At 58.9% G+C, this 25,952-nt stretch carries 23 protein-coding genes; 8 read left to right on the forward strand and 15 right to left on the reverse strand.

All coding sequences use genetic code 11. The annotated features are described in order from the left end of the window. Positions 1-6: 6 nt before the first annotated feature. The 3 genes from ACXHXG_RS01435 (at position 7) to ACXHXG_RS01445 (ending at position 4,980) form a co-directional block, all read left to right on the forward strand. Entirely contained in the window at positions 7-855 is an 849-nt protein-coding gene (locus tag ACXHXG_RS01435; RefSeq protein ID WP_457898295.1) for an MOSC domain-containing protein, read from the forward strand. A 125-nt stretch (positions 856-980) separates the two neighbouring features. Further along, a complete protein-coding gene (locus ACXHXG_RS01440) occupies positions 981-4,226 on the forward strand; it encodes an adenylate/guanylate cyclase domain-containing protein (protein WP_457898296.1) in 3,246 nt (1,081 codons plus the stop codon). Between the two features lie 73 nt (positions 4,227-4,299). Further along, the gene (locus ACXHXG_RS01445; RefSeq protein ID WP_104822515.1) at positions 4,300-4,980 is read left to right on the forward strand and encodes a peroxiredoxin-like family protein; all 681 of its coding nucleotides are present in this window, start codon (positions 4,300-4,302) and stop codon (positions 4,978-4,980) included. A 55-nt stretch (positions 4,981-5,035) separates the two neighbouring features. Here the strand turns inward: ACXHXG_RS01445 and recO are convergent, their stop codons facing one another. From recO to rpoZ, 11 genes are all read right to left on the reverse strand, one after another. Further along, entirely contained in the window at positions 5,036-5,812 is a 777-nt protein-coding gene (gene recO, locus ACXHXG_RS01450) for a DNA repair protein RecO (protein WP_457898297.1), read from the reverse strand. 58 nt (positions 5,813-5,870) lie between these two features. After that, on the reverse strand, positions 5,871-6,404 hold the full coding sequence (locus tag ACXHXG_RS01455; RefSeq protein ID WP_457898298.1) for a response regulator: 534 nt from the start codon (positions 6,402-6,404) through the stop codon (positions 5,871-5,873). Positions 6,405-6,604: 200 nt separating this feature from the next. Continuing rightward, positions 6,605-7,357 (reverse strand): Crp/Fnr family transcriptional regulator, encoded by a 753-nt coding sequence (locus ACXHXG_RS01460; RefSeq protein ID WP_260303517.1) that lies wholly within the window; start codon positions 7,355-7,357, stop codon positions 6,605-6,607. An 82-nt stretch (positions 7,358-7,439) separates the two neighbouring features. Beyond that, a complete protein-coding gene (gene era, locus ACXHXG_RS01465; protein WP_283049726.1) occupies positions 7,440-8,381 on the reverse strand; it encodes a GTPase Era in 942 nt (313 codons plus the stop codon). A 28-nt stretch (positions 8,382-8,409) separates the two neighbouring features. Then, entirely contained in the window at positions 8,410-9,129 is a 720-nt protein-coding gene (rnc, locus tag ACXHXG_RS01470; protein ID WP_285168126.1) for a ribonuclease III, read from the reverse strand. After that, positions 9,126-9,872 carry a signal peptidase I gene (lepB, locus tag ACXHXG_RS01475; protein WP_104822510.1) on the reverse strand — a complete coding sequence of 249 codons (747 nt, stop codon included), beginning with the start codon at positions 9,870-9,872 and terminating at the stop codon, positions 9,126-9,128. Before lepB ends, rnc begins: the two co-directional genes overlap by 4 nt. A 115-nt stretch (positions 9,873-9,987) precedes the next feature. Then, positions 9,988-10,392 carry a holo-ACP synthase gene (gene acpS / locus ACXHXG_RS01480; RefSeq protein WP_457898299.1) on the reverse strand — a complete coding sequence of 135 codons (405 nt, stop codon included), beginning with the start codon at positions 10,390-10,392 and terminating at the stop codon, positions 9,988-9,990. Positions 10,393-10,432: 40 nt separating this feature from the next. Continuing rightward, positions 10,433-11,020: a DUF2062 domain-containing protein gene (locus ACXHXG_RS01485; protein ID WP_104822508.1), complete on the reverse strand. Its 588-nt coding sequence runs from the start codon at positions 11,018-11,020 to the stop codon at positions 10,433-10,435. A 229-nt stretch (positions 11,021-11,249) separates the two neighbouring features. Beyond that, positions 11,250-11,399 carry a DUF3563 family protein gene (locus tag ACXHXG_RS01490; protein ID WP_104822507.1) on the reverse strand — a complete coding sequence of 50 codons (150 nt, stop codon included), beginning with the start codon at positions 11,397-11,399 and terminating at the stop codon, positions 11,250-11,252. 190 nt (positions 11,400-11,589) lie between these two features. Continuing rightward, positions 11,590-13,815, reverse strand: coding sequence for a RelA/SpoT family protein (locus ACXHXG_RS01495; protein ID WP_104822506.1), 2,226 nt, complete (start codon positions 13,813-13,815; stop codon positions 11,590-11,592). A gap of 99 nt (positions 13,816-13,914) precedes the next feature. Then, complete coding sequence (rpoZ, locus tag ACXHXG_RS01500; protein WP_104822505.1) at positions 13,915-14,319, reverse strand: DNA-directed RNA polymerase subunit omega; 405 nt, start codon at positions 14,317-14,319, stop codon at positions 13,915-13,917. Between the two features lie 311 nt (positions 14,320-14,630). Between rpoZ and ACXHXG_RS01505 the strand changes: the two genes are divergently transcribed. Then, positions 14,631-15,215 carry a LabA-like NYN domain-containing protein gene (locus tag ACXHXG_RS01505; protein WP_104822504.1) on the forward strand — a complete coding sequence of 195 codons (585 nt, stop codon included), beginning with the start codon at positions 14,631-14,633 and terminating at the stop codon, positions 15,213-15,215. A gap of 253 nt (positions 15,216-15,468) precedes the next feature. On the opposite strand, the gene smpB is transcribed toward ACXHXG_RS01505, so the two are convergent. Together smpB and dapA are read right to left on the reverse strand one after the other, a co-directional pair. Next, positions 15,469-15,948 (reverse strand): SsrA-binding protein SmpB, encoded by a 480-nt coding sequence (gene smpB, locus ACXHXG_RS01510; protein ID WP_028753433.1) that lies wholly within the window; start codon positions 15,946-15,948, stop codon positions 15,469-15,471. 139 nt (positions 15,949-16,087) lie between these two features. Then, a complete protein-coding gene (gene dapA, locus ACXHXG_RS01515) occupies positions 16,088-16,972 on the reverse strand; it encodes a 4-hydroxy-tetrahydrodipicolinate synthase (protein WP_104822503.1) in 885 nt (294 codons plus the stop codon). Positions 16,973-17,190: 218 nt separating this feature from the next. On the opposite strand from dapA, the gene ACXHXG_RS01520 reads away from it, so the two are divergent. Together ACXHXG_RS01520 and ACXHXG_RS01525 are read left to right on the forward strand one after the other, a co-directional pair. Beyond that, entirely contained in the window at positions 17,191-19,245 is a 2,055-nt protein-coding gene (locus tag ACXHXG_RS01520) for a lytic transglycosylase domain-containing protein (protein WP_457898300.1), read from the forward strand. Positions 19,246-19,329: 84 nt separating this feature from the next. After that, positions 19,330-20,220, forward strand: coding sequence for an alpha/beta fold hydrolase (locus ACXHXG_RS01525; RefSeq protein ID WP_457898301.1), 891 nt, complete (start codon positions 19,330-19,332; stop codon positions 20,218-20,220). 128 nt (positions 20,221-20,348) lie between these two features. Here the strand turns inward: ACXHXG_RS01525 and ACXHXG_RS01530 are convergent, their stop codons facing one another. Then, the gene (locus ACXHXG_RS01530) at positions 20,349-21,443 is read right to left on the reverse strand and encodes a porin (protein WP_104822500.1); all 1,095 of its coding nucleotides are present in this window, start codon (positions 21,441-21,443) and stop codon (positions 20,349-20,351) included. Positions 21,444-21,919: 476 nt separating this feature from the next. Further along, the gene (locus tag ACXHXG_RS01535) at positions 21,920-22,981 is read right to left on the reverse strand and encodes a porin (protein WP_457898302.1); all 1,062 of its coding nucleotides are present in this window, start codon (positions 22,979-22,981) and stop codon (positions 21,920-21,922) included. 752 nt (positions 22,982-23,733) lie between these two features. Between ACXHXG_RS01535 and ACXHXG_RS01540 the strand changes: the two genes are divergently transcribed. Beyond that, positions 23,734-25,104: a tyrosine-type recombinase/integrase gene (locus ACXHXG_RS01540; RefSeq protein ID WP_457898303.1), complete on the forward strand. Its 1,371-nt coding sequence runs from the start codon at positions 23,734-23,736 to the stop codon at positions 25,102-25,104. 10 nt (positions 25,105-25,114) lie between these two features. Next, positions 25,115-25,798: a hypothetical protein gene (locus ACXHXG_RS01545; RefSeq protein ID WP_457898304.1), complete on the forward strand. Its 684-nt coding sequence runs from the start codon at positions 25,115-25,117 to the stop codon at positions 25,796-25,798. Positions 25,799-25,952: the final 154 nt, after the last annotated feature.

The following is a 25,952-nucleotide window of genomic DNA, read 5'->3' on the forward strand; positions in this document are numbered from 1 at the left end:
CTATTCATGCGGATCAGCGATCTCTTCATCTATCCGCTCAAGAGTGCGCGCGGCATTGCCATTCCATCCGCCTCCGTCGACGCTTTCGGCCTGGTCGGCGATCGTCGCGCCATGCTGGTCGAACCATCAGGCCAATTCATCACGCAACGCGAATTGCAGGATCTTGCCCGCATCGACATCCAGCCTGGCCCCTCCTATCTGCGTCTGAAAATGGAGGGCAAGGCCGACATCATCGTGCCTCCGCCGCACCCGGACAACCGCATGGATGTCGTCGTCTGGAAATCGGATGTCAGCGCTTCTGTTGCCGACGAGGAAACCAACAAGGCCCTGTCGGCGTGGCTCGGTCGCGACGTCAAAATGGTCTTCTTCGACAGGCTCGCCAAGCGCGTCGCCAATCCGGAATGGGCCGGCGGCGACGCGCCGGTTACCTTCGTCGACGGATACCAGATCCTGATCACCACCACCGGCTCGCTGAAGGCGCTAAATGCCGATCTTGCCACCCATGGCGAGGGTTCGGTCGGCATGGAGCGTTTTCGCCCCAACATCGTCATCGACTGCGATGAGGAGTGGCCCGAGGACCGCTGGGCGGCGATCGAGATCGGCGGCATTCGGCTCGATCTCGTCAAGCCATGCGCCCGCTGCATCATGACGACGCAGGACCAGAAAACCGGCTCGCGCGACGTTCCGAACCCGATGCCCGCCATGGGCCGCGTCCGCATGTCTGCCGACCGCCGCGTCCCCGGTCCGCTCTTCGGCTGGAATGCCGCACCGCGCGGCGAAGGCACGGTAAAGATCGGCGATACGGTGACCGTGATCGAGGGGCGGCCCGAGGGCTGGTCATTCAAACGGCGATAGTCGTTCTACCACTTGTTTAGTGCTTGCGGGCCTGAGGCAGCAGGTTCATGTTTATCGCCATATTGAAGACCGTTGGTTGCGGCTGAAGGAGCCGTGGCGCACCGGGCTTTTTCGAGGTGCGTCCGATGGAATGTGCGGGCTGCGGTTTCGATATTCAGAGCGGTTTTGCTTTCTGTCCGCGATGCGGCGCAAAGCAACCCATCTCCTGCGCCGCGTGCGGCTTTCCCTGTCAGCCTGATTTTGCTTTCTGCCCCCGATGCGGCGCCGCGATTTCCGACAAAGCCCCATCCGCAGCCAAGCCGATCATCGAGGCTCCGCCGGCAAAATCCGGGGACGATGCCGACCGGCGACCGGTGACCGTGCTTTTTGCCGATCTCTGCGGCTTCACGACATTGAGCGAGCAGATCGACCCGGAAGTGATGCGGGTGCTGCAGAACGAATTGTTCGAAGAGATGACCCAGGCGGTCGAGGCCTATGGCGGCTTTGTCGACAAGTTCGTCGGCGATGCGCTGCTGGCTCTGTTCGGCGCGCCGGTTGCCCATGAGGACGATCCGATGCGGGCACTGAATGCAGCGCTCAACATGATCGATCGGGCGACGCAGGTCGGCGAGCGCTGGCAGCCGCGCGCCGGCGTACCGCTACGTCTGCATATCGGCATCAACAGCGGCCCGGTCGTCACCGGCGGCTTCGGCGCCGTTAGCACAAAATCCTATTCCGTCACCGGCGACACGGTGAATACCGCCCAACGCCTGCAATCCATGGCCGGCGAAAACGATATCCTCGTCGGGCCGCTGACCTATCGCCTCACCCGCCATGCCTTCGCTTTCGACAGCCTCGGCGCCCAAGCCTTGCGCGGCAAAAGCGGCAACGTGCTTGTCCATCGGCTGACAGGACCTTTGGAGGCACCGCATACGGCGCGCGGGCTCGAGAGTTTCGGCCTGCGAGCCCCGATGATCGGACGGGATACCGAATTGTCGCGGCTATTGACCTGTCTCGACCTTGCCTGCGGCGGTGCGGCGCAACTTGTCCGCCTCATCGGCGAAGCCGGCATCGGCAAGTCGCGGCTGGTCAATGAATTCATCGGGATCGCCGGCAATGCAGCCCGCTTTCAGGGCCTAGCCATCCGCAAGGCGACCTGCTCCCCTCTCGGCGAACAGTCCTATGGCACGCTTGCCGCGGTCGTGCGCAGTGCCTACGGCATCGGCGAGCGGGACAATCTCGACAGGACGCGACAATTACTGGCGACGGGTTTCCGCGCGCTCGATCTCACGCAGGAGGATGTCGAGGGACTTTCGCCGCTCTTTCTGCATGTCCTCGGCCTCGGTGACCCCAGTGGAGCGCTGCGGCACATCGAGCCGGAACAGTTGCGGCGGCAGATCTTCTATGCGGTCCGCACCGTCTTCGAGCGGCGGCTGGCGCAGGGTCCTCTACTGCTTGTCATCGAGGATCTGCATTGGGCGGATGCGGCCTCGCTGGAAGTGCTTCGCTTCATGCTGGATCGGCTGGAGCGCAGCCGGCTGATGCTGCTTGCGATCTACCGGCCGACATCGCAGATCGATCCGCTGGACTCCAATCGCGTCAGCGTTACCGTCCAACGTCTTGGCCCACTCAACGCAACCGACGGGCAGAAGCTGCTCGCCGCGTTTTTCGGCGAGAGCCATAGCAAGCTGCCGGTCGCGATGCGCAAGCGCATCCTTGATCGCGCCGGCGGCAATCCGCTCTTCATCGAAGAGATCCTGCGGGGATTGATCGATATGGGCAGGCTGCACAATGACGGTCAGCGCTGGCAAGTTGCGGCGGAAGAGACGGATGTCGATATTCCAGTCAATCTGCAGGCTCTCTTGCTTGCCCGCGTCGATCGTCTGCCGCAGGAGATTAGACGGTTGGCGCAGGAGGCGGCGGTGGTCGGCCCGAAGTTCGACACCGCCCTGCTCTGCTCCGTCGCCACCGACCCGACTGCCATCGATGCTGCGTTGGATTATCTCTGCGATGCAAATATCATCGAGGAATTGCGCGGGCCTGATGCCGGTGTTTCTCCCGCCTATCGCTTCAGCCAGTCCCTGCTGCATGACGTCATCTACCATAATCTCCTGCTGCAACGGCGCATGGAGCTTCATCACCGGATCGGACGGGTTCTGGAGCGCCAATATGGCTCAGCGCCCGACCGGCCGGAGCATTTATCACAGCTCGGTCATCATTTCAGCCTGACCACCGAGAAGGCAAAGGGGGCCAGCTACCTGATGGCTGCCGGCGATCTGGCGCGCAAGACCTACGCCAATGACGACGCGATGCGCCTCTACCGCCAGGCGCTTGCCGCCTTTGCAAACGAGCCGGAGGTGGCGCCGGAACAATTGGCACTCTTGGAGCGTCTCGCCGATCTCTGCGGCCCTGCCGGTCGCCGCGATGCCGCCTTGAACCATTATCAGCAAGCGCTTGCGATCCATCGTACCGGAGACGATCGGATCGCGGCGGCGAGGATATTGCGTAAGATCGGCCGGCTGCATCTCGAAGCGGGCCGCCGCGATCAAGCGGAGGCACATTGCGCCGAGGCCGAAGTCATGATCGCGACAATAGATGCGCCGATCGAACATGCGCATCTCCTGCAGGAGCGCGGCCATCTGGCGTTCCGCATGGGCGATCAGGCCGCTGCCGCCGAATGGGCGACACAGGCCCTGCAGCGGCTGCAAACGCTACCGATTGACGGAACGACCGAGGCCGGACGGGAGGCAGCGCGAGCGATGGCGGAGGCGCTGAACACCAAGGGCGCTGCACTCGCACGGCTCGGTCGCCGCCGCGATGCCGTGCAGGAAGTGGAGCGCAGCCTCACCGTTGCCGAAAAGGCCGATCTGCAAAGTGCCGCCTGTCGGGCCTATTCCAATCTCGGCGTGCTCTACACAATTGTCGATCCGGCCAACGCCATCAAAGTTTGCCGGCGCGGGCTGGAGGTCGCAACCCGGATCGGCGATCTCGGCTTCCAGGCACGCCTTCTCGCCAACCTCGCCGTTTCCTGCTGCACCTTCACGGATCGTTGCGCCGCCGAAGGTGTGCCGGCGGCGGAGAAGGCAGTGGAGATCGATCGCGCACTCGATCAGCGTGACCATCTCTCCGTACCGCTGATCGTCCTCGGGCAGATCCATCAATGCCATGGGCAGCCGAAGCTAGCTCGTAAGTATTACGAGGAAGCCCTTGAGGTCGCGAAGGAAATTGACGAACCGCAACTGCTTTTTCCGTGCTATGATGGCCTGGCGACACTGAGCCTTGAGCATGACGACATGGATGAGGCGGAACGGTATTTCTCGCTGGCACAGGATGTGTGCATCCGCCACAACCTCGATCCAGGCACACTCGTCGTATTGCCGTTTCTCGACTGATTGTCCTCGTCATGATGGTCGTCGGAGATCCATTGGGAGAATCGATTCAAGCACTTAAAGGGAGGAACGAACCATGCAGGAGAACCACGCCGGAAGACCATTGCAGCCTGGAGATCGCGCACCGAACGTCGTGCTGGATGCGATCACGCGGCAGGGCAAGGTCGCCATCGACGATTTTCGCGGCCAGAAGCCGGTGTTTGTCGGATTGTTCCGCGGGCTGCATTGCCCCTTCTGTCGCCGGCAGATCGCCGCCATGGCCGAGCTCACCGATGCATTGCAGGAAAAAGGCATAGACAGCCTGACCGTCGTCAACACGCCGATCGAGCGCGCCCGCCTCTACTTCCGCTACCATCCGCTTCCCAATTTGCTGGCAGCCTCCGACCCGGAACGGGTGTCGCACAAGGCCTTCGGCCTGCCGAATCTTCAGTTTACCGAGGCTGAGAATGACTGGCCGCACAAGGTCAGCATGGATGCGGTGATGTCGATGCGCATCGATCTGCCAGGCGAGCTTCCAGAGCCCATGAACCCGATGGCAGCGATGGAATTCCTCGACAAGGCGGACGGCTATGAAGTCAACGAGGATGACAAGCGGATGATCGCCACCGGCGAAGGCCAGCTTGTCGGCGAATTCCTGCTCGATCGGGATGGTGTCATCCGCTGGTCGTTCACGGAGGTCGAAGAGGCTGGCCGCCATATGTTTGGCATTCCCGCCCCACGGGAAGTCATGTCGGCAGCATCGAATATGGCTGTTTGAAGCGCTTTTTTACTTCCGAATCATGCCTTAGAGCATGATCCTTTCGGATTATGCTCTATCTTTTTGCGGCAATGCTCGGCCGCTCCTGTGCTTCCAAGGACGCCGCATTCATCGCTTTCAACGCCGCCTGGATGAAGCCGTCGCGCGCCGCGGCAATCTCTATGCCGCGCGGTTCGTAGACATGGCGATGCAGGAAAAAGCCGGTCAGGCGGAAGGCGGCAGCGAGACTGCCGGCATCCGCTGCTTCGACGGCGCCGGCGGCGAGGAAAGGCGGCAACACCAGCATCTTGTCGGCCCAAGGCAGGCCTGCGGCACGGCAGACGGCTCGCCCTGTCTTCGGCGAAACAAAGGCAAGATCGTCGTGCGTTCCCGTCGCCGCGCACTCCGTCAGATCGAGGCCGAAACCCAGGTCATTGAGGACCGCCAGCTCGAAGCGGACGAAAAGTTCGCCGGCATCCATGGGGTTCTGCAGGTTTTCGAGAATCACATTCAGCGCATCATAGAGATGCGGATGCGGGTCACGCTCAGGCAGCAGGCGCAGCAGAGCGCCCATGGCTTGCACGCCATAGACGGCGGTCGCCGTCTCCATCAGCCTCGCCGCCCGCAATCGCACCGGCTCCATGCGGAACTCGCCGAGATGCTCATGCAGCCGTGCCCGCCAGGTCACTTCGACCAGATTGCCAGCCTGCAGCACCGGCTGCATGGCGCGGGACCGGCCGGAGCGCACCAATCCCATGTGCCGACCGCGATCACGCGTCATCACCTCGGCGACGACACTCGTCTCGCCAAGGCGTTTGACGCCCAAGATGATCGCCTGATCCTGCCACTGCATCGGCCGGTTCGTCCTATAGAATGTCGTGATTCGAGTTTAGGACAAACGGCAGGCGCTGTCACATGTCAGACGATCCGCTTGGTAGCGGGCTGCTTGATGGCTCTGCCGGTGCCAGCCTGTCGACGAACGCCCACATGGCGGCCTCGTCGAAAGGCTTGTTGAGCAACGGCACATGCCGCAAATCGGGTGGAAAATCGAGCGTATCGGGATAGCCGCTGACGAAGCCGAAGGCGATGCCGCGCTCCCTCAGCAACCGGGCAAAGCCGAAACTCATCGACTCCCCCAGATTGACGTCGAGCACCGCAAAATCATAACTCTCGGTGTGAATGGCGTTGACCGCCTGTTCCAGGTTCGAGGCGATTTCCACCTCCTTGACCCCGATGAGACGAAGGATTTCCTCCGCCTCCATGGCAATGATCAGATTGTCTTCCAAAATGAGAACGCGCTGAACTGTCATATCAGCGCCGCCCCCGCATCCCCGCGCCAAGCGGCGTCGTGCCCCGTAAACATTCCCACATCTATCCCTCCGGCGCCAATCATCGGCCCGTGTTGAATGGATGGCATTCCCCCATCCGTATTGGCTAGATCTCATGTGACATGACCTTGCCCTGACCCGCTTCGCACTTTTTGTCCCGCCGGACTATGGGCTCGTCATCATGCTCCAAACGCATTTGCCGCCGCGGTTAGTAAAAGGTGAAACTGGTCGAAAAGTGACGAAAATGTAGTCTATGCTGATACACTCGTCATGAACATTTAAAAAAGACATGTGGCGGCCACATCATTGCCACCACGTCAGATGAACGGTCGCACGCCCGCATCCAGCCCGTCCCACTCGGCAAGCGCGGCGAGTCCTTGACCATTCAACACGTCGCAGCCGCGTTCATGCCAGCGGATCAAGCCGCGTTCCGACAGCTTTTTCAATGTCTTGTTCGTATGAACGATGGAGAGACCGAGCGTGTCGGCGATGTGCTGCTGCGTGATAGGAATGACCTTGCTGCCGTCGAAGAGATGCAGGGCCTTAGCCCGTTGATGCAGGTAGGCGAGCAGATAGGCGGCTCTTTCCAGCGCGGACCTGCGACCGATGCTTAAGAGGTGTTCGTCCAAAATGCGTTCTTCGCGCGCGGCGATCCACGTGAGATCGAAGGCGAGCGACGGATGCTTGTTGTAGAGCGCCATCAGTTCCGCACGCTCGAAAACACAGAGCGAGACCGGCGATAAAGCCTCGGTCGAATGCTGCATCTCGCCCATGATCGAGCCTTGCAGGCCGATGAGGTCGCCGGGCATCACATAGTTGAGGATCTGCCTGCGTCCGTCTTCGAGGGTTTTATAGCGAAAGCCCCAGCCGGAAAGGATCGTGAAAAGGTGGGCGCTGTGGGCACCCTCCAGAAAGATCGTCGCACCGGCGTCGACGACAAGCTCACCCTTCTTGAAATCCGAGACGAAACTCAGCTCATCGCGACTGAATTCGCGAAAATGCGGCAATCGCCGCAGCGGACAGAGCTGGCACGGCGTTTTTTTCCTGTGCATCGTCGTGGTCTTGACCATTCACGCCTCTTAGATCGCTTCGGTTGAAGCGATCTGTCCGATGGCAGTCGTGAGCTAAGACACTCAACGGGGAATTGTTCCCTCAGCGCGGAAACTCAAGTCCCATTTCGCGGAAGCGTTCCGGATCGTCGCCCCAATTCTCACGCACCTTGACGAAAAGGAAAAGGTGCACCGGCTGTTCGAGAATTTCGGACAGTTCCTTGCGAGAGGCCGTTGAGATCGCCTTGATCGTCTCGCCTGATTTGCCCAGCGCAATCTTCTTCTGGCTTTCGCGCTCGACATAGATCACTTGCTCGATCCGAACCGAACCGTCCTTGCGCTCTTCCCATTTTTCCGTTTCGACGTGCGAGGAATAGGGAAGCTCCTGATGCAGGCGCAGGAACAGCTTTTCGCGGGTTATTTCGGCGGCGAGCTGACGCATCGGCAGGTCTGAAATTTGGTCTTCGGGATAATACCAAGGACCCTCCGGCAGGGTCTTTGCCAGATAGTCCATAACATCGTCGCAGCCCGAACCGTTTTCGGCCGAAATCATGAAGGTCTGCTCGAAGGCGATCTTCTCGTTGGCGGCGGCGGCGAGCGCCAGCAGGTCCTCGCGACGGACGCGGTCGATCTTGTTCAAAACAAGGATCTTTGGCTGGGAAACTTCCTTCAATCCTTCGAGAATGGCTTCGGCATCGCCGCGTATTCCGCGCTCGCTGTCGATCAGGAGCATGATGAGATCTGCATCCTTGGCGCCGCCCCAGGCTGATGTCACCATGGCGCGATCGAGGCGCCGGCGCGGCTTGAAGATGCCGGGCGTATCCATGAAGACGATCTGCGCATTGTTGTGGATGGCGATGCCACGCACGATGGCGCGCGTCGTCTGCACCTTATGGCTGACGATCGATACTTTGGCGCCGACGAGCCGGTTGACGAGCGTCGACTTGCCCGCATTGGTCGGGCCGATGAGGGCCACGAAACCCGAATGCGTAGGGCCGATATTTTCAGCCGCACCTTCGCCGGCCAGGTCTTCCTGATTGGTCATTTTTTCCGTCATTTCTAGGCAGTCATTTTCATTTTTGAAGAGACTGGGGCTGCCATACACCTTCGCGCTCCAAAATCCGTGTCGCAGCCACCTGCTCGGCGGCGCGCTTGGAGCGTTCTATCCCGGTCTCGGGTGCCGTTCCCGCCACTTCCACCGTTACCGTGAAGCGGGGATCATGATCCGGTCCGCTGCGGTCATCAACCCTGTAAACGGGCGTGACGCCGAATTTCGCATGCGCCCATTCCTGCAATTCCGTCTTGGCATCGCGTCTGGCACCGTCCGCACGGACAGCGCGGCGCTCCCAGTAGCGCAGGATGAATTTGCGCGCCACCTCGAGGCCACCATCGAGATAGAGCGCCGCAATAAGGCTTTCCACGACATCGGCGCGCACGTTCAGCATGCGTTTGCCGGTCAACTTCTTTACATCGGCGCCCGTGCGGATGAAGAGATGGAGTTGCATCTCATCGGCGACTTCGGCGCAGGTCTCGGCGCTGACAAGCTGGTTGAGGCGCACCGAGAGCTCGCCCTCGGTCGCCGTGCCAAAGGTCTGAAAAAGGAGCTCGGCGATGCATAGGCCGAGAACCCGGTCGCCGAGAAATTCCAGCCGCTCATAGTTGCCGGCCTTATGCGTTCGGGCGCTGGCATGCGTCAGAGCCCAGTCGAGGCGCCCCTTCTCAGCGAATTCGTGGCCTATGACGGCTTCAAGCCTGACACGATCCGCCTGCGGGAGCGTCTGGGTCTTCGTCATTCGACAACCTTGAAGATGCGGTCCCAACGCATGTTGGTCGGCCATTTCCAGATTTCGCGGAACGAGGTGTCGTGGCCGAGCGAGAAGAAAATAACGCTGGCACGGCCGATCAGGTTCTCAGCCGGCACGTAGCCGACGTCGAAACGGCTGTCGTCGGAATTGTCGCGGTTGTCGCCCATCATGAAATAGTTGCCCGGCGGCACGACATATTCCTGGGTGTTGTCACCACGCGACGTCTGCGACAGATCGAGCGTGTCGTAGACCTTGCCGGTATCCGGCAGGCGCTCGCTGTAAACAGGGATGTCGTCGCCCGGCTCCTGGCTGTAATCCGAGGCAAAGGTTCCGTGCGGCTCCCGCGGGACAGCCTGGCCGTTGATGTAGAGGATATCGTTCTTCACCTGAATACGGTCACCCGGCAGGCCGATGACGCGCTTGATGTAATCGACATCCGGATTCGGCGGGAAGCGGAAGACCACGACATCGCCGCGCTTGGGTTCGCTGCCTAAGATGCGGCCGCTGAACAGATCCGGCGAGAAGGGCAGAGAATATTTCGAATAACCGTAAGCGAACTTATTGACGAAGATATAGTCGCCAACAAGAAGCGTAGGCATCATCGAGCCGGACGGAATGGTGAAGGGTTGAAATAGTACCGTGCGGATGATCATGGCCAGGACTAGAGCCTGTACGATGACCTTGATGTTTTCCCACAGGACATTCTGCTGTTTTTCGGCTTTCTCGGACACGCAGTCTTATTCCTTTTTCGCACCCCACCGGCGCACTTCACTTTCAGGCACTCTCTATCCGCTTCATACCACGGCGGCAATGGCGCAGGTATTAAAAGCGACACACGGTCGTCATTCAGCCCGCAATCGGCAGTGCTTCGATAATCACAAAGGCCTGAGCGAGAGGGAAATCATCGGTTATCGTCAAATGAATGGCGGCGCGATGATTTTCCGGCAGCATCGCCGCCAGTCTTTTGGCCGCACCGCCCGTCAACTGCATGGTCGGCTTGCCGCTCGGCAGGTTGACGACGCCCATGTCGCGCCAGAAAACGCCCTGCGCCAGACCTGTACCAAGTGCCTTGGAGCAGGCTTCCTTGGCGGCGAAGCGCTTGGCGTATGACGCAGCCTTGTTCTTGCGCCCTTCGGATTTGGCGCGCTCGATATCGGTGAAGCAGCGTTCGGTGAACCGTGTGCCGAAGCGTTCGATCGACTTTTCCACGCGGCGGATGTCGATAAGGTCGTTGCCTATCCCGATAATCATGAGAAGGCCCTCCAGCCAGCCGCTACGGCGCCGCGTTCCGTCAGACGCTCGATGCGTTCTCGGCAAGGGCCAGGCGTTCGCGCGCCCGCTCCATCAGCCGGGCCTTGCGGCGGCTCTTGAAGCTCTTCACGCCATAATAGGTCAGCGCATAGACGACGACGCCCGTGACGATTGCCGGCGGAATGCCGCCGATCAGCATCGGCTTCAGGATCGGGTCCCAAATCTGCAGCAGATCGCCCTTATGCCACAGCGCCGGCAGATCGACGCCACCGCCCTGACCGCCGCTATCGCGCGCCAGGATCAGATGGCCGATTTCCCAGGTGAGGCCCCAGATGAAAGGATAGGTGATGGGATTGCCGGCCGCCAGACAGCCGAGCGCGGCCGCGATCACGTTACCGCCGACGACATAGGCGATGATGATCGCCATGATGAAATGCACGCCGATAAACGGTGTCCAGGATACGACAATGCCGGCGGCAAAGCCCGCGGCCACCGAATGTGGCGACGCGGCAAGGCGCACCAGGCGTTTCCCAAAATATTGGAACGAGCGAATGAAACCCTTGCGGGGCCAAAGATGCTCCCGCAATTTTTCACTCAGCGTCAGTGGTTTTCGGCGGCGAAATAACATGCGGCTTATCTAGTGCAGGGAGGGCCGTCATGACAAGAGCGGCAAAGCGTATCTTGCGTCGATTATCCGGCCGCAGCGCCTGTACTCCTCAGAGTGCCACATGTTCAAGGAACATCAACGGGCCACTCCAGCTTTATTTGAGACTGAACATCCTGTCTGCTTTCGGCGGGATGCCCCAAGGGCGCAACAACAGGTACGCCCCTTCCCATTTTGCAAGTATTGTCAGCGATTAACGCTGGCGGAAGATACCGCGATCGACCTGACGCTGACGATATTCAAGGTCAAAACGGTCGTGCGAACCATTCAGATAGGCCATTTCACGTTCTTCAGCACTCGGAACGCGCAAGGCGCGGGCGAATTTCTTGATAGGACCAAACATTGTCTTACTCATCTCTGTTTCGTTTCTTCGATGACCAGAAGATAGGCGTGACAAAAGTTAATTACCACAGCTCGAAAATAGAAGCAGCCATGCGTCAGGCGCATGCCTTAGGCCGAACTTAGGCAAATATGATCATTAAATGATCACAAACTATGCAATCGGCTTTCAATCGAGCCATCGCGAAAGATAATTATTCGTAAAGCCGCTTCACGGTGGCAATGCAATCCAGCTCCTTGAGCTGCACCAGGAGCTGATTGAGCTGGCGCAGATCCCAGACTTCGACATCCAGCGCCATCTCGGTAAAGTCGGCGGCAACGCGCACCGTGTTGAGAAGGCGGATGTTAACGTCGATGTCGGCGACCGTCTGCGCGACCTTGGCTAGTGTTCCCGGCTCGTTCAGCGCATTGATCAGAATGCGCGCGGTGAAGCGGGACTTGTTGGCCTCATCCAGATCCCAGCGTACGTCGATCCATCGCTCCGGCTGGTCGTCGAAACGCTGCAGGACCGGTGACTGGATAGGATAGATGGTGATGCCCTTGCCCTTTTCCATGATGCCGACGATACGGTCACCGGGAACGGCACCGGTCGGAGCGAAATGCACGTCGACATCCGCTGCTAGGCCGCGGATCGGCAGGGCATCCACGCCTTCGACGCTGGCGGCGAGATCGGCCTTGGTCTTGCCGGGGATCTTGAAGATCATGCCGGAGGCGCTGCGGACATTGAACCAGCCTTCGTCGCCGGCGGGCTTGATCGTGACGCGCTCATCCTGATGATCCGGATAGACGGCCCGCAACACATCGAGCGATGACATCTCCCCTCGCCCGACAGCAGCAATCGCGTCCTCGACATCCTTCTGGCCGAGGCGGTGTAGCGCCGGCTTCAGAGCTTCACGCGAAAAGACCTTGCCGGCGCGCTCGAAGGTGCGCTCCAGAATGCGGTGGCCGAGGCCGGCATATTGCTTGCGGATGGCAAGGCGCGTTGCGCGGCGAATGGCGGCGCGCGCCTTGCCGGTCACGACGATCTCTTCCCAGGCAGCCGGCGGCACCTGCACGCCAGAGCGGATGATCTCAACTTCATCGCCATTGGAGAGGCGCGTCACCAGCGGCATGATCCGGCCGTTGATCTTGGCGCCAACGGTGGTGTCGCCGATATTGGTGTGGACGGCATAGGCAAAATCGATCGGCGTCGCGCCGCGCGGCAGGGCGATCAACTTGCCCTTCGGCGTGAAGCAGAAAACCTGATCCTGGAACAGTTCCAGCTTGGTATGCTCCAGGAATTCTTCGGGGCTGTCGCCTTCGGCCAACGCCTCGATGGTGTGGCGCAGCCAGGAATAGGCATTGCTTTCGCGCGATAGCAGTTCACCATCGCCATTATTGTTGGTGCCGTCCTTATAGAGCGTATGGGCAGCGATGCCGAATTCGGCGATCTCATGCATGCGCTTGGTGCGGATCTGCAGCTCGATGCGCTGGCTGGACGGGCCGACGATAGTCGTGTGCAGCGAACGGTAGTCGTTCTGCTTCGGCGTGGAGATATAATCTTTGAACCGCCCGGGCACGACGCGCCAGCGCGTATGCACGATGCCGAGCGCGCGATAGCAGGACGGAACATCATCGACGAGCAGGCGGAAGCCATAGACATCGGAGAGCTGTTCGAAGGAAAGCGATTTCGACTGCATCTTGCGGAAGACCGAATAGGGCTTCTTCTGCCGGCCCTTGACCATGGCGTTGGCGAGGCCGTTGGCAACCAGCAGGTCGCGCAGTTCCGTCTCGATCTTCTTCACCAAACCTTCGTTGCGCCGCGACAGCTCCTCCAGGCGCTTGGTGACCGTGTCGTGCGCCTCCGGATTGATATGGCGGAACGAAAGCTCCTCCAACTCTTCGCGCATATCCTGCATACCCATGCGGCCGGCAAGCGGCGCATAGATATCCATCGTCTCTTCGGAAATGCGGGCACGCTTTTCCGGCGACATGTGGTCGAGCGTGCGCATATTGTGCAGGCGGTCGGCCAGTTTTACCAGGAGCACGCGGACATCGTCGGAAATTGCGAGCAGCAGCTTACGCAGATTCTCGGCCTGCTTCGCCTTCTTGGTGACGAGATCAAGCTTCTTGATCTTGGTTAGCCCTTCGACAAGACGACCAATATCCTCACCGAACAGTTCGTCGATTTCGGCACGCGTCGCGGTCGTATCCTCGATCGTATCATGCAGGAGCGCAACGGCGATGGTCGATTCATCCAGACGCATGTCGGTCAGGATGGCGGCAACTTCGAGGGGATGGGAAATATAGGGGTCGCCGCTGGCACGCTTCTGTTGCCCATGCTTCTGCATCGCATAAACATAGGCCTTATTGAGAAGCGCTTCATTGGCATCGGGCTTGTATTTCTGCACACGCTCGACAAGCTCGTATTGCCGCATCATTCCCAAGCTACTCCCGCAAAATAAAAGCGCGCCAGTCATACGACCGGCGCAGGCATTACTTCATCATATCGCTCTTGGTTAGAGCATCAAGCTCGACGATCAGTAATCGTCGCTTTTTTCTGGCGGAACAAGGCCTTCGATACCGGCAAGAAGCTCTTCTTCCGACATCTGATCGAAAGTAACGGCTTCCGGCTGATCTTCTTCCTCATCGCCCGAAGCAGAAGCGACAGCGCCAGCGGCCAGGAGGCTTGCCGGATCGGGCTCTGGCTCGTCGACTTCAACGTGCTTCTGCAGCGAGTGGATCAGGTCTTCCTTCAGGTCATCAGGAGACAGCGTCTCGTCGGCGATTTCGCGCAGTGCGACGACCGGGTTCTTGTCATTGTCGCGGTCGATGGTGATCGAGGAACCCTGCGAAATCAGGCGAGCGCGATGGCTGGCAAGCAGCACGAGCTCGAACCGGTTTTCTACTTTATCAATGCAATCTTCTACTGTGACACGGGCCATTGCCTGTCCTTTGCGGTCGTGATGTCGTCATCATGTCTCGGAGTAGCACGCCCGATACAAGCAAACGATGGCAAATTCAAGTTTTTCCTGCTTCGGGGCTGCCAATCCCTCCACATTGGGCTAAAATTCATTAGACAAATCGCGCATTCAACCTACAGTTGCTTGGAATATCATAAATCGTGCCCTAAATCTCGGATATATGAATAATTCATAAAGTAATACGAATTATTCTTGGGCGTCATACAAGACATTGTTTTGACTGCATTTTGGGTAAAAGTAATTGCGTTTTGGTAACAATGGATATGTAAGCGATGTTCGACCCACGCGAAAAAATTGCACTTTTTATAGACGGCGCCAATCTTTACGCTGCGTCGAAAAGCCTTGGTTTTGATATCGACTATCGTAAGCTGCTGAAGGCCTTCCAGAAGCGCGGATATCTGCTTCGCGCTTATTACTATACGGCACTTATCGAAGACCAAGAATATTCCTCGATCCGCCCGCTCATCGATTGGCTGGACTATAACGGCTACAAGGTCATTACCAAGCCGGCGAAGGAATTCACCGACTCCATGGGCCGCCGCAAGATCAAGGGCAACATGGATATCGAGCTGGCAATCGACGCCATGGAGCAGTCGGAAACCGTCGATCACCTGGTCATCTTTTCCGGTGACGGGGATTTCACCACCTTGGTGGAAGCATTGCAGCGCCGTGGCCGCAAGGTGTCCGTGATCTCCACGATGTCCACCCAGCCGCCGATGATCGCCGACGACCTGCGCCGCCAGGCCGATCACTTCATCGATCTTGTATCGCTGAAGGCCGAAATCGGCCGCGACCCCTCCGAGCGTCCGCAGCGCCCAGTCGAACCGGCGCCTGCTGCGGCAGAGGCCGAAGATTAATCCGGGATCGGCGGGAGCGTCTGTGTCTGCCGCCGCAGCCGGCCCTTCGCTTTGGCTTAGGGCGTTCGTCTCAGTGTGTTCGTCGCTGCGATCGATTGACTGCTGGCTTTGATTGTCGGCGAGGAATTTCATAGACGGTGGAGTATTCCGCGTTTGCCGCGGCAGCCGGCCCTTCGCTTTGGCTCAGGGCGTTCGTCGCTGCAATCGATTCACTGGATCGATTGCTCGGGCTTTGCCCGACCGCTCCTCACCCTCACCCATTGTCCTTGAGAAGCCGGTTCTTCTGCCGGTTCCAGTCGCGTTCCTTCTCGGATTCGCGTTTGTCGTGGATCTTCTTGCCCTTGGCGAGCGCCAGCTCCAGCTTGGCACGACCGCTATCGTTGAAATAAATCTTCAGTGGGATCAGCGTCATGCCTTCACGATTGACAGCGGAGCGCAGCCGGCCGATCTCACGGCCGGAGAGCAAGAGTTTGCGGCGGCGGCGCGGCTCGTGATTGAAGCGGTTCGCCTGCAGATATTCCGGCAGATAGGAATTGATCAACCAGATCTCGCCGTCCTCATCGGAGGCATAGGATTCCGCGATATTGGCCTTGCCTTCCCGCAACGACTTGACCTCGGTGCCTTTCAGCACGAGCCCCGCCTCATAGGTGTCGATGATCTCGTAGTTGAAGCGCGCCTTGCGGTTTTCCGCGACAATCTTCTTCACCACGCGTTGGCTGCCTTTGGGTGCCATGGTTCTTCTTCTTTTTCGTGCGTCAATTCCGGCAGCGGCCACCGGCGCGCCAAGGTTTCACCCCTTAAATAAGCGAGACCGCCCTCCTTGTGAAGAGAGCGGTCGCGACGGAGACTGCGTGTGTGCGCTGGCGTTGCCGTCAGTTCAGGAGACCGGCGTGGCGCATGGCGGCGTCGATGGCCGCTTCCGTACCAGGCTCCAGCGTCGAGAGCAGCGGCGAGCGCACATTGCGACTCATCCGGCCAAGGCGGGAAAGGCCGTATTTCGCGCCACAGAGCCCCGGCTCCAGGAAAATCGCCTTATGCAGCGGCATCAATCGATCCTGATAGTCCAGCGCCTTGGCATAGTCGCCGGCAAGGGTCGCCGCCTGGAATTCGGCACAGAGGCGCGGCGCGACATTGGCCGTCACTGAGATACAGCCGACGCCGCCATGGGCGTTGAAGCCAAGCGCCGTCGCATCTTCGCCGGAAAGCTGGCGGAAGTCGTGGCCGCAGGTGATGCGCTGTTCGGAGACGCGCTCGATCTTGCCGGTCGCATCCTTGACGCCGACGATGTTGCCATGCGCCTTGACAAGCGCACCCATCGTCTCCGGCGTCATGTCGACCACCGAGCGGCCGGGAATATTGTAGATATAGATCGGCAGCTTCACCGCTTCGGCAATGGCCGAAAAATGGGCGTAGAGCCCCTTCTGCGTCGGCTTATTATAGTAAGGCGTCACGACCAGAACTGCGTTCGCGCCAACCTTCTCGGCGTGCTGGGCAAGCTCGATTGCCTCGCGGGTATTGTTGGAGCCGGCGCCGGCCATGACCGGGACGCGCTTGCCAGCCACCTCGATGCAAAGCTCGACGACGCGCTTGTGCTCATCATGCGACAGGGTCGGCGATTCACCCGTCGTGCCGACGGGAACGAGCCCGCTGCTGCCCTCTTTGATCTGCCAATCGACATGGGAAGCGAAGGATGCTTCATCCACCTTACCGGCGTCAGTGAAGGGCGTAACGAGTGCGGGAATGGACCCCTGGAACATGCAAGTCTCCTCGCGGCGCCGCTTTCATGCTTCAGCCGCAATCCATGGTTATGAATCCGCGCACCATAGAGCGCTGCCTTGACGGCGACAAGCGCGCTTTCGATGGTAAAGGGCAGTTTCCGATATCATAATTGATTGAAATTCGGGCCAACGCTAAGGTTTCGTTAATATAAACTTCGGCAAATGGAGGGGGCCTGTTTTTTGTCGTGAGTAGCCGGATGAAAAGACCTGTGATGATCTTGACCGCTATGGGCGTGGCGGTCGCATGGAGCACTTTTGCCTCACAGCTTCCCGGCGAGCAGACATCGGCCCCCGAGACGACCGATGTGGCGATGACCATGCCGGATCCGTTGAATACCGGATCAATCCCGCGCGGCTCCGCAATAGCACCCGTCAGCGGCGACCTGAAAGCCGGTCTCGATGCCCTCTCCAATAAGAACCCGATGCAGGCGCTCGCCATCCGCAACAGCATGAGCCAGGGTACGCTCGACCGCCACATTCTGACCTGGGCGATCGCTACCTCGGGCCGGCCCGGAGTTCCCTCCGGCGAAATCGCCGCGGCGGCGCGTGAGCTTACCGGTTGGCCGGGTCTCGCCAGCCTGCGTGGCAATTCCGAACGCGCGCTTTACGCTGAAAACCCGCCGGCCGACCAAGTGCTTGCCGCCTTTGGCAATACGCAGCCGGAAACACCGGAAGGCGCTGTCATCCTGTCGCGCGCGCTGGTTTCGCGCGGTGCGTCAGCGCAAGCGGCCAAACTCATCCGCAAGATCTGGCGCAATGAGGGGCTCGATAAGTCCTTCGAAGACAAGATCCTTGCCGAATTCTCGAGCCTCCTGTCGCCGGCCGATCACAAGGCGCGCATGGACTATCTGCTTTATCGCGGCCGCACGGCAGAGGCCAAGCGTTTCGGCGATCTCGGCAGGGCGCAATCACTCTACAAGACCTGGGCGGCAATCAACAATCGTTCCGCCAATGCCGGAACTTTGCTCGCCACTATCGATCCGCAATGGCGCAAGGACCCCGCCTATCTCTTCATGCAGGTCGAGAACCTGCGTCGCCAGGACAAATATGACGATGCCGCCAATCTGCTGATGCAGATGCCGCGTGACCACAGCGTACTCGTCAATACCAGCCAATGGTGGGATGAGCAGCGCATCGTCAGCCGCGGCCTGGTGGATCAAGGTAAATTCAAAACCGCCTATCGCATCGTCGACGCCAGCGTCGCGGAGAGTGCGCAGGATGTCGGTGAGGCGGAATTCCATGCCGGCTGGTATGCGCTGCGCGGATTGCAGGACGGCGCGACGGCCGCAACGCATTTCCGCAAAATTCTGCAGATATCGAACGGTCCGATCTCGCTGTCGCGCGCCTGGTATTGGCTCGGCCGCTCCGCCGAAGCCGGCGGTCCGGGCAAGGCGGCGGATTTCTATGCCAAGGCCGCCTCTTATCCCAGCACATTCTATGGCCAGCTCGCGGCCGAAAAATTGGGGCGCCGGACGCTGAACGTCACCTACCCCTCGCCGACGACCGAGGACCGGGAGCGCTTCCAATCCCGCGAAGCGGTCCAGGCCATCGCGCATCTCGAAGCGGCAGGTCACGGCTGGCGGGCTGACGCCCTTTACCGGGCACTGGCGAAACAATTGCAGAGCCCCGGCGAGATCGCCATGCTGGCGGCACGCGCCGAGCGCTCCGGCAATCATCAGCTTTCCTTGCAAGTCGGCAAGATCGCCTATGGTCGCGGCGTCGACGTCGCCGCGCTCGCTTTCCCGATCGGCGTCATTCCGGACAATGCCAATATTTCCGGCTCCGGCAAGGCACTCGCCTATGCCATCGCCCGGCAGGAGAGCGCCTTCAATCCGGCAGCAGTCTCCTCCGCCAATGCGCGCGGTCTGCTGCAGCTTCTGCCGAAGACGGCCAAGGCCGTCGCCGGCCGTCACGGCATAGCCTATTCCGCGGACAAGCTGACGCAGGATGCCGGCTACAACGCGACGCTTGGGGCCCATTATCTCGGCGAGCAGATCGACACCTTCGGCGGCTCCTACATCCTGACCTTCATTGCCTACAATGCAGGGCCAAACAAGGTTCCCGAGTGGATCAGCCGCTACGGCGATCCGCGTGGCAAATCGATCGACGATGTCGTCGACTGGATCGAGCGCATCCCCTTCCCCGAAACGCGCAACTATGTCCAGCGCGTCATGGAGAATTATCAGGTCTATAAGGCCCGCCTTGGACAGAAGACCGATATCGAGCACGATCTGATCTACGGACGCGGCTGAGCGCCGCGCCGGCGCCAGCATCATTGTTCAAGACGACAAAATCGCGTTACATCCCTCGTGAAACGCCATCCACGAGGGCTATCGATGCGTAATGACGACGAGAGCGGCTTTGTTATCAAAACAATCACTGCACCGGACGGGCTGAAGCTTTCCGCACGCGATTACGGCGGCGATTCGCCGGCCTTAAACCTGGCCCCGATCGTCTGTTTGCCGGGTCTGACCCGCAACTCCCGGGATTTCCACGAGTTGGCGCTGCTTTTGTCGCGGGATCCGGTGGCACCGCGCAGGGTGATTACGCTCGATGCCCGTGGACGCGGTTTATCGGCCTGGGACGACGACAAGAGCCACTATAATCTCGTGGTCGAGGCCCAGGACGTGCTCACAACCTGCGCCGCGCTGAATATACCAAAGGCCGTCTTCATCGGCACCTCGCGCGGCGGTCTTGTCTTGCATCTGCTGGCGGCAGGCCATCCCGATATCCTGAGGGCCGTCATTCTCAACGACATCGGTCCCGTTCTTGAAAAGGAAGGGCTTGTCGATATCCGCGACTATCTGAACCGCAACAGGAAGCCAGCCAACTGGGACGATGCTGTCGAGATTCTGCGGGAGAATCACGGTCGCGCTTTCACGGCACTTACAGATGACGATTGGCGCGACATGGCTCGGGCGATCTATACGCTCAAGGATGGTAACGTCGTAGCGGATTTCGATCCCGCTATTGCCGTCCAGATGAAGTCGCTCGATTTCGAAACGCCGCTACCGGATCTCTGGCCACAGTTCGAGTCATTTCAGAATATCCCCTTGATGGTGATTCGCGGGGAAAACTCCAAGCTGCTGACGACAGCCAGCCTAGAGGAGATGGCACGGCGCCATCCCGACATGACGGCAAAGATTGCTATCGGGCAAGGACATGCTCCGATTCTGCACCTCGGAGATATTCCGGCCGCGATTCGGCGTTTTCTGGCAACGATCTGAGCTTGCGCACAGCACCAGCGGCACCCATTGCGCAGAATAGAAAAGGCCCGGTTGGGAAAACCGGGCCAATCCTCTTCTGATCGGAGGTCAGATCAGAGTGTATGCTAATTCGGTTTTTGATAACCGAATTAGAAGCTGCGCTGGAAGCGGAGGATACCAGCCCACTGATCCTGGTTTACAGAATCGAAGTTGGTGTAGGTAACTTCCGGCTCGATGAGCAGGTTCTTAACCGGGTTGAACTTGAGGTTCGTCGTGGCTTCGAAGATCTTCGAGTCGGTGTAAGCGAGCTGCACGTTCCACTTCAGCTTGTCGCTGATCTTATAGCCAACGCCACCCCAAACAGCCCAGTCGCCCCAGCCGCAGAGGTCGCCACGGCCAACCGGGCAAGCAGATGCGTTCAGGTTCGAACCGGCATACTGGTTCAGCTTGTCGCCGTCGGTGTTCCAGCCGCCCATCAAGAAGGCCGTAAACGCGCCGAAGTCGGCGTCGATACGAGCCTTGATAGCGCCTTCTTCGACGATCGAGTCATAGCCACCGACAACCTTGAAGCCGAAGTTGCCAGCCTTGTAGCCAACGCCGGCAACGACGTTCGGGGCATAGTGGTCAGCCTTGGACTGAACCCAAGCGCCGCCGTAGGAAGACGTATCCGAACCGGAGTTGGAGTCTTCAAGCGAGACGACAGCCTTGAAGCCGTTGCCTGCATCGTAGTTGTAGGTGATCTGGTTCAGTTCGTACGGGCCGTCATAGACCACGTCGTCGTTGATGACGTCGCCGGCATAACCTGCGAACAGGTTGTACTGCGAGTCCTGCTTACCAACCAGGAAACCGCCGAGGCTGATGTTAGCCCAGAGCAGCTTGGTGGTCGTAGCGTTGCCGTCGTTCCAGTCGAAACGATAAACGGTGTTGGTCTTCAGCGGACCGTATTCGGTGTCCGTTGCGGTGTCGACGCTGAGCTGAGCGCGGGTGTGCCAGTAGGTGCCGCGATCGCCGCCCGGACCCGGGTTGTAGGCGTTGTACCAGCCGCCTTCGGTACGGACCATGCCGCCGATCTTGAGGCAGGTTTCGGTACCCGGGATGAAGAAGTAGCCAGCGCCATAAGCGTCGCAGATGCGAACGTATTCAAGCGGCTCCGGCTCGGCAGCAACGACGGCATCGGCTGCATGAGCACCGGAAACTGCTGCCAGCGCAGCAGCGGAGCCGAGAAGAAGGCTCTTGATGTTCATAATAACTCCAGTTCTAAATATCGATTAGGTATGAGAATTCGCGCCGAGAAATCGACGGGCCCTACCCCACCCCTGTGTTCAAAGTTGACCCCTGATCTGGGAGAACCAAGACGCTAAGTCTTGCTTCCGAGTTGGACCCTACAGATCGAATTTTTCAGAGCAATATCAGAGACAAACTATAATCATATGTGACGCGCGTTTCGAATTTCGCGTTGCACAAAAATCACGTCGCAAAACTGTCACATAGTTTCCATGTTCAGAAATTGAACTCTACTAGGCAATACTCTCCGAGAACACTCAAGTTATAAAATCTATACTTAGTTAGTATATTATAAATCAATAAAATACTGAAGCACCGCTTCTCCGGTATCCAAAGCAGCGAAGATCGGACTGTCCGAAATACAAAAAGCCCGGCTCAAAAGCCGGGCTTTTCGTCACCAATGTGACAATCAGATTATGACCGAGGTCAAACCAGATTAGAAGGTACGCTCGAAGCGGAGGATACCAGCCCACTGATCTTCGTTGATCGAATCCCAGTTGGTGTAGGAAACTTCCGGCTCGATGAGCAGGTTCTTAACCGGGTTCCACTTGATGTTCGTCGTAGCGGCGAAGATCTTGGAGTCGGTGTAAGCGAGCTGCAGGTTCCACTTCAGCTTTTCGTTGATCGGAACGCCAACGCCGCCCCAAACTGCCCAATCGCCCCAGCCGATGTCAGCAGCGTCGCCGCCACCGTTCGAGCCAGCGTACTTGTTCAGCTTGTCGCCGTCGGTGTTCCAGCCGCCCATGATGAAGGCAGAGAGAACGCCGAAGTCAGCGTCGATACGAGCCTTGATAGCGCCTTCTTCGACGATGGAGTCATAACCACCAACGACCTTGAAGGACCATGCGCCAGCCTTGTAGCCAGCACCGGCAACGACGTCCGGAGCGTAGTGATCCGAGCTGTCTTCGCCGTTGGAGCCGGTTGCGCCAACGCCAGAGTTGCTGTCTTCCAACGAGATCACAGCCGTGAAGCCGTTGCCGGCGTCGTAGTTGTAGGTGATCTGGTTGAGTTCGTACGGGCCGTCATAGACCACGTCGTCGTTGATGACGTCGCCGGCATAACCGGTGAACTGGTTGAACCAGGAGTCCGTCTTACCAACGGTAAAGCCGCCGAGGCTGATGTATGCCCAGAGAAGGTTGGTGCTCGTGGAGCCGCCTTCCTGCCAATCCCAACGCAGGATGGTGTTCGTCTTCAGCGGACCGTATTCGGTGTCGGTCGCGGTGTCGATGTTGAGCTCGGCGCGGGTGTGCCAGAGCGTGCCACGAACGTTGTTCGGGTTGTAAGCGTCGTACCATTCACCTTCGGTACGAACCTTGCCGCCGATCTTGAGGCAGGTTTCGGTGCCCGGAATGAAGAAGTAGCCAGCGCCGTATGCGTCGCAGATGCGAACGTATTCGAGCGGCTCCGGCTCAGCGGCAACAACAGCGTCAGCCGCGTGAGCACCGGAAACTGCTACGAGCGCAGCAGCGGAGCCGAGAAGAAGGCTCTTGATGTTCATTATTGACCTCCAGTCAAAGTTTCAATCGAGAATGAGAACTACCCGAAGGCATTCCCTGCCCCATCCTCGTGTTTCAAGAAGTGGACGATCAATCGCCCTCGCTTCCGAGATTGAAAATACAAGACGCGAACTGTCACGCAATCTACATCTTACCGGAAAGGGGGATTTGCGTGAGCCTTCCGTAATTCCTGTTGCCGAAAGGACACAAGTCCGCCACACGGGCCTCGGATTTGTTTATAGTTTGTTAAGAAAGCCCTTACGGTACCAGCACTTACAGGCTGCTTTTAAAAGATGACGTGGGCGCGGGGCCGGCCGTCACAATGGCCGATCCAAGGCAAAACCATGGCTGCCGCGACGTCGCGTTCGCTGTTTTCGACATTTGCCGGGATAGTCATCAACAGTGCGAAGCAAGCAAAATCACCTTCGCCATCTCAGCATAGCATCGAGAGCCAGTGATTCTGCTACGACCGATTCGATCGAGAATCGGTTTTGCCGATCATGTGCCAGCAAGATTGCAGCGAAATGACAAAAAGAGAATCGGCAACGACTGACGTGAGAGGTCGTTTGATATCAACGGTGAAGGGGGAAAATAGCTGTCCTGCAAAGTGCAAAGCAGGATGGCGGAGAAGATGGGAAGCTCCGCCATTTTCTCTTAACCGGCTGATCTAATTGATTTTCCTTGACGATAGCCGGTGATTTAGGCAGAAATGCTAGGCAGAAACCCTGCAATCAGCACTCGGAGACTGCTCTTCATGGCGGGATATCGGGCCAAGCCCCAGCGGCTTCTTCGCCTCAAAGGCAAGCAATACCAGTTCCAGATAGGCATTCCCCTCGCCTGTCGTGCCTACTTCAAAGGCGCTAAGAACGTCATCGAGAACACCGGCACCGGAGACCTCATGGCGGCACGACGGTGGCGCGACAAACGCGAACGGGAGATGCAGGACCTCTTCGCAGACATTCGAAGCGGACGACTCGTATCCGACGAAGCTGCCATGGTGGCGCGAGAGGGCGAGCTGGCGCGGGAAGCGTTCAGGAAATCAGAGGACGCGGATGAGCAGTGGCTGATTGTCACTAATGCTCAGGACCGTAGTGAGCAGCTTGAGCGGAAGCCCGAACTTCAGGCGACATTCGACAAGACTTGGTCCGGCCAAGAGGAAGTGGACGCCCATGTCGATGCATGGCTGAAAGAGATCCGGTTGGCAGCAAAGACCACTGCTGACTATCGAGGGATCATCAATCGACTCACTACATGGTGCAAGACAAAGAACTACACAATCGCGAGCATCGATAGGAAGGCGGCTGGCAAGTATGTAGCGGGCGAATTGCTTGACCCGGAGAAGATGACTCGGGTGACGGCGAAAAAGCACCTTACCGCTATCTCCGGTTATTGGGAGCACCTGCGGGTGCGCGGACACTCCGACCACCTAAAAGGTTCCAGCCCCTGGGCCGACCAGATACCCCAAGAGCGCGGCAAGCAGGGCGTGAAGGATGAACCGGAGCGGCCCTTCAGCGACGAGGAATTGCAGAAGCTGCTCTATCTCGATACGCCTTCGAAGCGTGGTCAGCCCGCATGGGTTTCTGAGCTAAAGGAGCTTGCATTGCTATCGACGCTCAGCGGACTACGCATAAGCGAGATCACTGGTCTTACGGTTGAGGCATGTCAGGCGGACGCCTTCGACCTGTCGAAAGCCAAGACCGAGGCCGGTGTCCGCTTGGTGCCGATACATTCGAAAGTGGCCGACCTTGTTGCCAAGCGCTGTGAAGGGCGGTCTGGGAAGGCACTGCTTTTCGCGGAATTCGAAGACCTCCCCAACGCACCCGACACGCTTTCAAAGGCATTCACGCGCCGCAGGAAAGCACTCGGGGTGCACGAGGGCCGCGAAGGTAAGCGCCGCAGTCTCGTCAACTTCCACAGCTTTAGGCGGACGTTCTCCGAGAAGGCGCTCCATGCGGATATTCCGGAAGCGTTCATTGAAGCGGTCATCGGACATATAGGCGACAGCAAGGGGAAGAAGTCCGTTCTTCGCAAGAGCTATGCCGTGAGGGGTGAGAGTTGGGAACAGCGTGTCCGCTGCGTCGAGGCCGTGACCGTACCGCCACCAGACAACAACCATGAACAATAAGAAAGGTAGTATGACAGACAACAAAAGACGCCGACGTTCCGAAATGACACCGGAAGAACTTCGGCAACACAAGCTGACCATTCAGCGCAAGTCGTATCGCAAGAAGCAGGACGAGGCGGGCAAAGCGCCGCGTAAAATCTTCGCCACAGACGAGGAACGCAAGGCGGCGGCGAACGCCCGACAGAGGAAGTGGTTTGACCGCAAGAAGCAGGATCGGGAATGGCTCGACAAGTGGAACGCTGAACAGCTTGCTCGCTACCAGAAGCGGCAGGGGCCGAAGGGACCGCCGAAACCACGGTTGACCGAGGAAGAGCGTAAGGCTCGACGGAAGGCGTATCGGGAAAGCTACGTCCGACCTGAGCCTACACCCGCGCAGATGGCCAAGTGGTCAGCGAATCGGAGGGAACGTTGGGCCACGTACTATGCCAATGAGAGACCGGAGCAACGAGAGGCACGGCTGGCTGCCAAGGCTTTCTATAGGTTGACCGAGGTGCAGCCAAAGGTCCGGGAGATTGTCGAGCACATCAAATACGACTTCGCCAAAGCCTCCTCAGAGGACGCACGGCAGGAAGTTGCCGACGAATGGGCCGACACGGGCCTCAGTTGTTGGCTGACGGCAAAGGCGCTGTGGTACCACGACGTTGCCAAGATCATGGCCCGGTATGGGTATAATGATTTCGAAGACCCGCTATAAAAAATGCCGCAGAAATCTTTGGGGGCATGAATAGAGTAGACCACGCGGAAGTACCCCCGTGCCCCCCTCGCGGCCTAATAGGGTACCTTGGCAATTTGTCGAGGATGAGTGAGGCAACGTGAGGTGTCCTGGCGAAAGGGGACTGTTGTAGGCT

It is taken from the genome of Rhizobium sp. LEGMi-198b, assembly GCF_054114205.1.

Excerpts from the sequence above, each read along its gene's own strand:
- ACXHXG_RS01435 (WP_457898295.1), top strand. The coding sequence starts at position 7 with ATGCGGATCAGCGATCTCTTCATCTATCCGCTCAAGAGTGCGCGCGGC.
- ACXHXG_RS01440 (WP_457898296.1), top strand. The coding sequence starts at position 981 with ATGGAATGTGCGGGCTGCGGTTTCGATATTCAGAGCGGTTTTGCTTTC.
- ACXHXG_RS01445 (WP_104822515.1), top strand. The coding sequence starts at position 4,300 with ATGCAGGAGAACCACGCCGGAAGACCATTGCAGCCTGGAGATCGCGCA.
- recO (WP_457898297.1), bottom strand. The coding sequence starts at position 5,812 with ATGCAGTGGCAGGATCAGGCGATCATCTTGGGCGTCAAACGCCTTGGC.
- ACXHXG_RS01455 (WP_457898298.1), bottom strand. The coding sequence starts at position 6,404 with ATGAGATCTAGCCAATACGGATGGGGGAATGCCATCCATTCAACACGG.
- ACXHXG_RS01460 (WP_260303517.1), bottom strand. The coding sequence starts at position 7,357 with ATGGTCAAGACCACGACGATGCACAGGAAAAAAACGCCGTGCCAGCTC.
- era (WP_283049726.1), bottom strand. The coding sequence starts at position 8,381 with ATGACCAATCAGGAAGACCTGGCCGGCGAAGGTGCGGCTGAAAATATC.
- rnc (WP_285168126.1), bottom strand. The coding sequence starts at position 9,129 with ATGACGAAGACCCAGACGCTCCCGCAGGCGGATCGTGTCAGGCTTGAA.
- acpS (WP_457898299.1), bottom strand. The coding sequence starts at position 10,392 with ATGATTATCGGGATAGGCAACGACCTTATCGACATCCGCCGCGTGGAA.
- ACXHXG_RS01485 (WP_104822508.1), bottom strand. The coding sequence starts at position 11,020 with ATGTTATTTCGCCGCCGAAAACCACTGACGCTGAGTGAAAAATTGCGG.
- ACXHXG_RS01490 (WP_104822507.1), bottom strand. The coding sequence starts at position 11,399 with ATGTTTGGTCCTATCAAGAAATTCGCCCGCGCCTTGCGCGTTCCGAGT.
- ACXHXG_RS01495 (WP_104822506.1), bottom strand. The coding sequence starts at position 13,815 with ATGATGCGGCAATACGAGCTTGTCGAGCGTGTGCAGAAATACAAGCCC.
- rpoZ (WP_104822505.1), bottom strand. The coding sequence starts at position 14,319 with ATGGCCCGTGTCACAGTAGAAGATTGCATTGATAAAGTAGAAAACCGG.
- ACXHXG_RS01505 (WP_104822504.1), top strand. The coding sequence starts at position 14,631 with ATGTTCGACCCACGCGAAAAAATTGCACTTTTTATAGACGGCGCCAAT.
- smpB (WP_028753433.1), bottom strand. The coding sequence starts at position 15,948 with ATGGCACCCAAAGGCAGCCAACGCGTGGTGAAGAAGATTGTCGCGGAA.
- dapA (WP_104822503.1), bottom strand. The coding sequence starts at position 16,972 with ATGTTCCAGGGGTCCATTCCCGCACTCGTTACGCCCTTCACTGACGCC.
- ACXHXG_RS01520 (WP_457898300.1), top strand. The coding sequence starts at position 17,191 with ATGAAAAGACCTGTGATGATCTTGACCGCTATGGGCGTGGCGGTCGCA.
- ACXHXG_RS01525 (WP_457898301.1), top strand. The coding sequence starts at position 19,330 with ATGCGTAATGACGACGAGAGCGGCTTTGTTATCAAAACAATCACTGCA.
- ACXHXG_RS01530 (WP_104822500.1), bottom strand. The coding sequence starts at position 21,443 with ATGAACATCAAGAGCCTTCTTCTCGGCTCCGCTGCTGCGCTGGCAGCA.
- ACXHXG_RS01535 (WP_457898302.1), bottom strand. The coding sequence starts at position 22,981 with ATGAACATCAAGAGCCTTCTTCTCGGCTCCGCTGCTGCGCTCGTAGCA.
- ACXHXG_RS01540 (WP_457898303.1), top strand. The coding sequence starts at position 23,734 with ATGGCGGGATATCGGGCCAAGCCCCAGCGGCTTCTTCGCCTCAAAGGC.
- ACXHXG_RS01545 (WP_457898304.1), top strand. The coding sequence starts at position 25,115 with ATGACAGACAACAAAAGACGCCGACGTTCCGAAATGACACCGGAAGAA.